We start from the raw sequence: 7687 nt of genomic DNA on the forward strand, positions 1-7687 counted from the left end.
TGCCATCGACATACCGTGCTCCGCAGAAAAATAACCGCCTCGACCTGAGACCTTTTTCCTTCTCGGCTGGCAAGTAGAGGAATCCGCCCCGACCCAAGGTCCGCAGAGACCACGAGGAACCCTGTACATGCCCGTACGCACGCTTCGCCCCCGTTCGCTGTCCCTGGCCATCCACGCCGCCATGACCCTCGCCCTCGCCGGCGCGGCCCCCGCCCTGCTTGCCGCCGAGGCGCCCGCCGCCAGCTCGGCGCGCAGCTATGACATCGCCCCCGGCCCGCTCGGCCGTACCCTGTCGGCCTTCGCCAGCGACAACGGGGTATCCCTGGCGTTCGACCCGGCGCTCACCGAGGGTCGCCGCAGCGCCGCCCTGCGCGGCCGCTACGCGCCGGTCGAGGCGCTGCACCGCCTGCTGCTGGGCAGCGGCCTGGAGTTGCAGCAGCGCAGCGATGGCAGCTACACCCTGGTGCCGGCAGCCACCGATGGCGCGCTGGAACTGCAATCCTCGCTGATCACCGCCCAGGCCGCCGGTGCCGAGACCCTGCCCGCCGAGTACGCCGGCGGCCAGGTGGCCCGTGGCGCGCGCCTGGGCATGCTGGGCAACGCCGACGTGATGGATGCGCCATTCAGCATCACCAGCTACACCGCCAGGACCATCGAGCAGCAGCAGGCGCGCAGCGTCGCCGACCTGCTACAGGCCAACGATCCGTCGGTGCGGGTGGTCGGCGGGCGCGGCGACCTGGTGGACAGCTACACGATTCGCGGCTTCAGCGTGCAGAACGCCGACGTCGCCTTCAACGGCCTCTATGGCCTGCTGCCGTTCTGGCGGGTACCGATCGAATTCGCCGAGCGCGTGGAAGTGCTCAAGGGACCGAACGCCCTGCTCGGCGGGATTTCCCCCGGCGGCAGCGTCGGCGGCACCATCAACCTGGTGCCCAAGCGCGCCGACGACCAGCCGCTGACCCGCGTCAGCGTCGACTGGACCCAGCGCGGCCAGCTCGGCACTCACCTCGACATCGGCCGGCGCTTCGGCGAGAACAACGCCTTCGGCGTGCGCTTCAACGGCGTCTACCGCAACGGCGATACCGCCGTCGACCATCAGAGCCGCGAGTTTCCCATGCTCTCCCTGGGCCTGGACTTCCGTGGCGAGCGCCTGCGCCTGTCCAGCGACCTGCTGTACCAGAAGGAAAGCCTGGAAGGCGTGGTGCGCCCGCTGCTGACCGGCCCGGGAACCACCCACATCCCCCACGCCCCGGACTCGAAGACACGCTTCGGCCTGCGCGATTCCTACCTGGACCAGGAGGATTACTCCATGGTCAACCGCGGCGAGTACGACCTCGCCGACAACCTGACGGCGTTCGCCAGCATCGGCGGCCGCCAGAGCAACTACGAAACCATCGCCGCCAACAGCATCCTCGTCGGCAACCAGGGCGATATCGTCAACAGCCTGGCACGCCAGCGCGGCGACCGCCGCACCTATTCCGCCGAGGTCGGCCTGCGCGGCAACTTCGACACCGGCCCGCTCCGCCACGACTGGACGCTCAGCGCCAACCGCCTGCACGAACGGCTGGGCATGGTCTATGCCTTCACCGGGATGCAGCCGGGCAACCTCTACCAGACCTCGCCGCATACGCCGCTGCCGGACTTCTCCAGCCTCGACGGGAGCATTCCGAAGACCAATGAAACCGACCTCGGCGGCGTGGCGCTGGCCGACAGGCTGTCGTTCCTCGAGGATCGCGTGCAGGTCACCCTGGGCGTGCGCCGCCAGCAGATCGAGTCGCGCAACTACGACCAGACCAGCGGCGCGCGCACCAGCCACGACAAGCGGCACGTGTGGACGCCGATGGCCAGCGTGCTGGTCAAGCCGCTGCAGGACCTGTCGCTGTACGCCAACTACATCCAGGGCCTCAGCCAGGGCGAGGCGGCGCCGATGACCGCGGCCAACGCCGGCCAGGTGCTGGCACCGTACAAGGCCGAGCAATACGAGATCGGCGCCAAGTACGACCTGGGCGGCTTCACCACCACCCTGGCGCTGTTCGAGATCAGGAAACCGAACGCCTATACCGACGCCAGCAACGTCTTCCGCGCCGACGGCGAGCAACGCAACCGCGGCGTGGAGCTGAGCCTCTATGGCGAACCGCTGGACGGCGTGCGGGTGATGGCCGGCGCCACCTACATCAAGCCCGAGCAGAACAAGACCGGCGACCCTGCCAGCGAAGGCAAGGACGCGCCCGGCGTGGCCCGCCGCCAGGCCAACCTGGGGGTCAGCTGGGACACCCCGTTCGTCGACGGACTGACCCTCGACAGCCGCTGGATCTACACCGGCTCGGCCTATGTGGACAGCGCCAACGCCCTCGCCGTGCCGCACTGGAACCGCGTCGACCTCGGCGCCGCCTACGCCTTCCAGGTCGCCGGCAAGCCGCTGGTGGCGCGCGCCAACCTGGAGAACGCACTGGGCAAGGACTACTGGACCGCAGCCAACGGCTACCTGTCGATCAGCTCGCCGCGCACCCTTTCCCTTTCCCTCACGGCGGACTTCTGAGTCCGCCCCACCATAACCAGAAACCGCCGATGACCAGCCAATGACCGCGAAAACCCTGCGCACCTGGTACCTGGTGCACAAATGGACCAGCCTGATCTCCACGATCTTCCTGCTGATGCTTTGCCTCACCGGGTTGCCGCTGATCTTCCACGAGGAGATCGAGCACTACTTCGAGCCGCATCCGCAGCTCGAGCCGCTCACCGCCGAGTCGCCGCGCATCGACTACGACGACGTGATCGCCCGCGCCCTGGCCGCCCGGCCGGGCGAAGTGGTGCGCTTCCTGGTATTCGAAAAGGACGACCCGCTGGGCCTGGTGATCAGCGCGCCGAGCCTGGTACCGCCGCCGGAGAACGGCCACATGCAGCCGTTCGACGCGCGCACCGGGGAATTCTTCGACGCACTGCCGCCGCCGGGCGGCTTCATGTACCTGATGCTGAAGCTGCACACCGACCTGTTCCTCGGCCTGCCCGGCTACCTGTTCCTCGGCCTGATGGGCCTGCTGCTGGTGGCCTCGCTGGTGTCCGGGGTGGTGGTATACACGCCGTTCATGCGCAAGCTGGACTTCGCCACGGTACGCGCCGAACGCAGCCGTCGCCTGAAGTGGCTGGACCTGCACAACCTGCTGGGCATCGTCACCCTGTCCTGGGTACTGGTGGTCGGCGTGACCGGAGTGATCAACACCCTGGCCCTGCCGATCCTGATTCTCTGGCAAGGCGGGCAGTTGGCGGAAATGACCGCGCCCTACAAGGACGCGCCGCCGCTACAGCGCCTCGGCTCGCTCGACGCGGCCCTGGCCACGGCACGCCGGGCGGCGCCGGACATGGAGGTCAGCTTCGTCGGCTTCCCCGGCACCCAGTTCAGCAGCCAGCATCACTATGCGGTGTTCATGCGCGGCAACACGCCGCTCACCGAGCGCCTGCTGAAGCCGGCACTGATCGAGGCGCAGAGCGGCGAACTCACCGACATGCGCGAGATGCCGCTGTACGTGAAGACGCTCCTGCTGTCGCAGCCGCTGCACTTCGGCGACTACGGCGGCATGCCGCTGAAGATCGTCTGGGCGCTGCTCGACCTCGTCAGCATCGTCATCCTCGCCAGCGGTCTCTACCTCTGGCTCGGCCGACGCAAGACGCCATTGGAGAAGCGCCTGGCGGAACTGCCGGACGGCAGCCTGGCGACGGAGGGCAAGGCATGAGGCGCGGTCTCTGGATGATCTTCCGCTGGCCCCTGCTACTGGCCCTGCTCGGCCTCTTCGGGCTGCTCTCGGCGCTGCTCGGCGACGGCCTCTACGACCTGCTCTCCTGGCTCGCCCTGGGCACTCCGCTGGTGCTGGTCGGCTGGGTCTGGCTGCGCCTGCCGCGAACCCGAAGGAACCCCTGAGATGACCACCCCGCCGCCCTCCGCCAACACCCTGGACCTGCGTCCGCTGATGTTCGAGACCTTCGTCTGCACCCTCGCGGTGATGTCCTTCGTCGCCCTGGTCGGCCCGCTCGCCCGCAAGCTCGGCCTCGCGCCCTGGCAGGCCGGCGCCGCGGTGACCGTCGGCGGCATCGCCTGGATGCTCGCGGCGCGGCCCTGGGGCATCGCCAGCGACCGGCATGGGCGACGGCGGATACTGCTCGGCGGGCTGGCCGGCTTCGCCCTCTCCTACGGCTCGCTCTGCCTGTTCATCGTGCTCGCCCTGCACTGGACGTTGCCGACCCTGCTCGCCTTCGCCGGTATCGTTCTCCTGCGCGGCCTCGCCGGCGGTTTCTACGCCGCGGTGCCGGCCTGCACGGCGGCACTGGTGGCCGATCACGTCGAGGCGCAACGACGCGCCGCGGCGCTGGCCGGACTCGGCGCGGCCAGCGCGATAGGCATGGTGATCGGGCCGGGGCTGGCCGGACTGCTGGCGACTCACGGGCTGGTCCTGCCGTTGCTGGTCACCGGCGCGCTGCCCCTGGTCGCCCTGCTGGCGCTCTGGCGCTGGCTGCCGCGCGAGGAGCGTCGCCAGCCGAACCGCGGCGCCGCCCTGGCGATCGGCGACCGCCGCCTGCTGCGGCCGCTGGCGGTGGGCTTCGTGGCGATGTTCAGCGTCACCGTGGCGCAGATCACCGTGGGCTTCTTCGCCCTCGACCGGCTGCGCCTGGATTCCGCCGACGCCGCGCGGGTGGCCGGCATCGCCCTGACCGCAGTGGGCGTCGCGCTGATCCTGGCCCAGCTCCTGGTGCGCCGCCTGGACTGGCCACCGCCGCGACTGATCCGGGTCGGCGGGCTGGTCGCCGCCATCGGCTTCGCCGCCGTGTGCTTCGCCGACTCGCCGCCGCTGCTCTGGCTGGCCTTCTTCGTCGCCGCGGCGGGCATGGGTTGGGTATTCCCGGCAGTCTCGGCGCTCAACGCCAATGCCGTGCGCGCCGAGGAACAGGGTGCCGCCGCCGGCGCCCTGGTGGCCGTACATGGCTTCGGCCTGATCAGCGGGCCGCTGCTCGGCACGCTGCTCCACCAACTGGACAGCCGCGCCCCCTACGCGCTGGTCGGTCTGCTGCTGGCGCTGGCGGCGTTCTGGCCGAGCCAACCGACGCGCCCCGTGGAAACGAGGAGCGAAGCACCATGACCGCTGTCGACCTGCTGCTGGTCGCGACCCTGCTGGCGGCCCTGCTCGCCTGGTGGATACCCGCCCTGCCCGGCCGCCGTGGCCTGCTGGCGCTCGCCTCGACGCTGGCGCTCGGCGCCGGCCTGTACGCTGCATGGGACGACCGCTGGCAAGCCGGCGTCGGCGCCTTCGCCGGTTTCTCCCTGCTGCTCGGCGCCTGCCTGCGCCGGAAGCCCGAGCGCGGCCTGCCGTTCCGGACCGGTTCGCTGTACGGCCTGCTGGTGCTGCTGGCAATCGCCGCGCTGTACCTGTTCCCGGTCGCGCCGCTGCCGGCGCCGAGCGGCCCCTATGCGGTCGGCGTGCGCGATTTCGAACTGGATGACCCCAGCCGGCCCGGCCTGCTCGGCACCCCGGCCGGGCAGCCGCGGCGCCTGCTGGTACGCGCCTGGTACCCGGCACGCCCGATCGCCGGCGCCGCGCCGCGTCACTATTTCGATCCAGGCGAGGCGCGCAGCACCGCGCGGGGCTTCGGTGAAATACTCGGCTTTCCGCCGTTGCTCGCCTACCTCAAGCACCTGCGCACCAATTCCTATCCGGACGCCCCGCTGCGCGACGATTCCGCTCGCCTGCCGGTGGTGTTCTACAGCCATGGCTACAGCGCCTTCGCCGGCGGCAACTGGACCCTGATGGAAGAACTGGCCAGCCACGGCTACGCGGTCTACGCCATCCAGCACAGCGGCGACGCGTCGCCGACCCGCCTGCCCGATGGCACGCTGCTGCCCATGGACCCCGGGCTGGTCGAACACCTGCGCCGGGCCGCCCACGACGGCTTGCCGCAGGCCATGCGCCAGGGCTATGTCAGCGACGATCTCGACCAGCGCCTCGACGGCCAGTTGCACACCGCCCTCGACCTGCCCGCCCCGGCCAACCGCGCCATCAACCTCAGCGCGCCGGTATGGCTGGCCGACCGCCTGTTCGTCCATGACCGCCTGCAGGCCGGCGAGGTCCCGGACAGGGTCGCCGACCTGGTGGCCGCCAGCGACTTCGCGCACACCGGCGAGATGGGCATGTCCTTCGGCGGCTCGACCACCGGCGCGGTCTGCATGGTCGACCGACGCTGCGCGGCGGCCGTCAACCTCGACGGCGGCGACTTCGACTTCGCGCCCTTCGATAGCGATTTCCCGGCGCCGCTGCTGATGCTGCACGCCGACCTTGGCAACTTCTACCGGCTGTTCGGCATCGAACCGCCGGCCCGCCCAAGAAGCTTCAACGACTTTTCCTACGAACGCTTCGAGCACGCCGGCCAGCGCCAGGACATTCATCGCCTGGTACTGCGCGATTCGGCCCATGCCGGGCTTACCGACAATCCGCTGTTCATCCGCCGGCCGCTACGCGACGGGCTGCTCGGCTCGGCACCGACGGAAGTCCTCATCCAGGCTCCCAACGCCCTGGTGCTGGGTTTCTTCGATCACTACCTGCGCGGCCGCGCCAACGACTTTCCGCAAGCGCAGATGGCGCGCTTCCCCGCCTGGCTGACGCGCTACGACAACTCGGCGGTGCGCGACTGGTGGCTGGCCAAGCCGGAAGCCCAGCGCCTGGCGCTGCGACAACGCATCGACGAAATGAAACGGCGCAAGACCGGGCTGGATCTTCCCTGACGACGGGTTACAGTGGGCGCCCCATCTGCGGAGCGCCGCCCCATGCATATCCCGCCCGAGCTGATCATCCACCAGACCCGCCACTGGACGCTGAACCAGCGGATCGACTCGGCCCTGCCCGGCTACTGCATGCTCGGCTCGCGGCAACCGGCGACGGCCTTCCACCAATTGCCGGAACAAGCCCTCGCCGAATTCGGGCCGCTGCTGGCCAGGGTCGAGCGCGAAATGGACGCGCTGCTGCGGCCGCGACGCATCTATGTCGGCCGCTACGGCCACATGCCCGGCCTGCCGGTGCATTTCCACCTGATTCCACTGTACGACTGGGTCGAGGAACTGTTCTGGGAGGACACGCGCTACCGGACGCTCCAGCAGTTCGGCGTGCCGACCGCCGAACCCCTTACCGATGGCGCCGAGCTGACCCTGTTCGTCTGGCGCGAATTCTGCGAACGCGCCGATCCACCGGCCGTGCGCGGCATGGATCGGCAACAGGCGATCGCCGGATTGCGCCGGGCATTCGGCTACGGCGTCCAACCCCGAACATCGTCTGGGCCGGACTCCGAGTCCGCGCAGGACGCATGACCGCGTGCGGTTGGATGGGTTCCGAGGCCGCGTAGGGCGAATAGCCGCTTGCGGTTATCCGCCATGAAACGCCGGCGCAGCGGCGGATAACGCCGGTGGCGTCATTCGCCCTACGACCCGGCTCCGAGGCCGCGGTACGCATGACCGCGTGCGGTTGGATGGGTTCCGAGGCCGCGTAGGGCGAATAACCGCTTGCGGTTATCCGCCATGAAACGCCGGCGCAGCGGCGGATAACGCCGGTGGCGTTATTCGCCCTACGGCCCGACTCCGGGGCCGCGGGACGCATGACCGCGTGCGGTTGGGTGGGCTTCGAGGCCGCGTAGGGCGAATAACCGCTTGCGG

6 protein-coding genes are annotated in these 7687 nt (G+C 69.8%); all 6 read left to right on the forward strand.

The features are described 5' to 3' along the window. Window positions 1-127 precede the first annotated feature (127 nt). From HMPREF3014_RS15255 to HMPREF3014_RS15280, 6 genes are read left to right on the forward strand one after another with little or no spacing between them, the layout of a single operon-like run. The gene (locus HMPREF3014_RS15255; protein WP_009876296.1) at window positions 128-2539 is read left to right on the forward strand and encodes a TonB-dependent receptor; all 2412 of its coding nucleotides are present in this window, start codon (window positions 128-130) and stop codon (window positions 2537-2539) included. A gap of 40 nt (window positions 2540-2579) precedes the next feature. Further along, window positions 2580-3731 (forward strand): PepSY-associated TM helix domain-containing protein, encoded by a 1152-nt coding sequence (locus HMPREF3014_RS15260; protein WP_023087564.1) that lies wholly within the window; start codon window positions 2580-2582, stop codon window positions 3729-3731. Continuing rightward, window positions 3728-3916 carry a hypothetical protein gene (locus HMPREF3014_RS15265; RefSeq protein ID WP_003088166.1) on the forward strand — a complete coding sequence of 63 codons (189 nt, stop codon included), beginning with the start codon at window positions 3728-3730 and terminating at the stop codon, window positions 3914-3916. Before HMPREF3014_RS15260 ends, HMPREF3014_RS15265 begins: the two co-directional genes overlap by 4 nt. A 1-nt stretch (window position 3917) precedes the next feature. Beyond that, the gene (locus HMPREF3014_RS15270) at window positions 3918-5129 is read left to right on the forward strand and encodes an MFS transporter (RefSeq protein WP_009876293.1); all 1212 of its coding nucleotides are present in this window, start codon (window positions 3918-3920) and stop codon (window positions 5127-5129) included. Further along, complete coding sequence (locus HMPREF3014_RS15275) at window positions 5126-6766, forward strand: alpha/beta hydrolase (protein WP_009876292.1); 1641 nt, start codon at window positions 5126-5128, stop codon at window positions 6764-6766. Before HMPREF3014_RS15270 ends, HMPREF3014_RS15275 begins: the two co-directional genes overlap by 4 nt. Before the next feature lie 42 nt (window positions 6767-6808). Then, on the forward strand, window positions 6809-7345 hold the full coding sequence (locus HMPREF3014_RS15280; protein WP_003119184.1) for an HIT family protein: 537 nt from the start codon (window positions 6809-6811) through the stop codon (window positions 7343-7345). Window positions 7346-7687: the final 342 nt, after the last annotated feature.

Origin of the sequence: Pseudomonas sp. HMSC065H01 (genome assembly GCF_001815235.1) — a bacterium.
GTDB lineage: Bacteria > Pseudomonadota > Gammaproteobacteria > Pseudomonadales > Pseudomonadaceae > Pseudomonas > Pseudomonas aeruginosa.